1 protein-coding gene and 1 pseudogene are annotated in these 553 nt (G+C 67.3%); one reads left to right on the top strand and one right to left on the bottom strand.

Annotated elements, in window-relative coordinates; genetic code table 11:
- Positions 1-370, bottom strand: a 370-nt coding sequence (locus tag EOA27_RS39450) for a precorrin-6A/cobalt-precorrin-6A reductase (RefSeq protein ID WP_189562436.1), incomplete at its 3' end; no start/stop codon positions are given.
- Between the two features lies 1 nt (position 371).
- Between EOA27_RS39450 and EOA27_RS42850 the strand changes: the two are divergent.
- Positions 372-553 (top strand): annotated as a pseudogene (locus EOA27_RS42850) (cobalamin biosynthesis bifunctional protein CbiET); the annotation flags it as partial.

Below are 553 nucleotides of genomic sequence, written 5' to 3'. Positions count from 1 at the left end.
CGCTTGCCGCCTCGGCGGCACTGTCGACCAGCGTCCAGCGATCACCCGCGCCCGGCTCCCAGCCAGGGCGCCGCAAGGCCAGGATCGGCACGCCGGTTTGCCGCGCCGCTTCAGCGGCGTTGGCAGAGATTCGCGCGGCGTAGGGATGCGTGGCATCGATCAGCAGATCGACTTTTTCCTGGCGAAGATAGGCGGCGAGTCCGTCGGCGCCGCCAAAGCCGCCGACACGCACCGGCACGCCTTGCGCGACCGGACTTTCGGTGCGGCCGGCCAGCGACAGCGTGATCGAGAAATCCGCGCGACGAGCCAGCTTTCCCGCGAGTTGCCGGGCTTCGGTCGTTCCGCCGAGGATCAGAATGCGGTGGGTCATCATGCCTGCTAAGGGTCCGCGCGCCGCCAAGCCAGCCTCAAAATGGCTCACCATCGTCGGCATCGGCGAGGACGGTGTAGCGGGTCTCGGCGACGAGGCCAAGCAGTGCATCGCGCAGGCCGATTTCGTCTTCGGCGGCAAGCGGCATCTTGGTCTCGTTGCATCCCTGATTAAGGGGAAAGC

The sequence above is a fragment of the Mesorhizobium sp. M2A.F.Ca.ET.037.01.1.1 genome, assembly GCF_003998075.1.
Taxonomy (GTDB): domain Bacteria; phylum Pseudomonadota; class Alphaproteobacteria; order Rhizobiales; family Rhizobiaceae; genus Mesorhizobium.
This window is presented reverse-complemented; position numbering and strand designations above follow the sequence as displayed.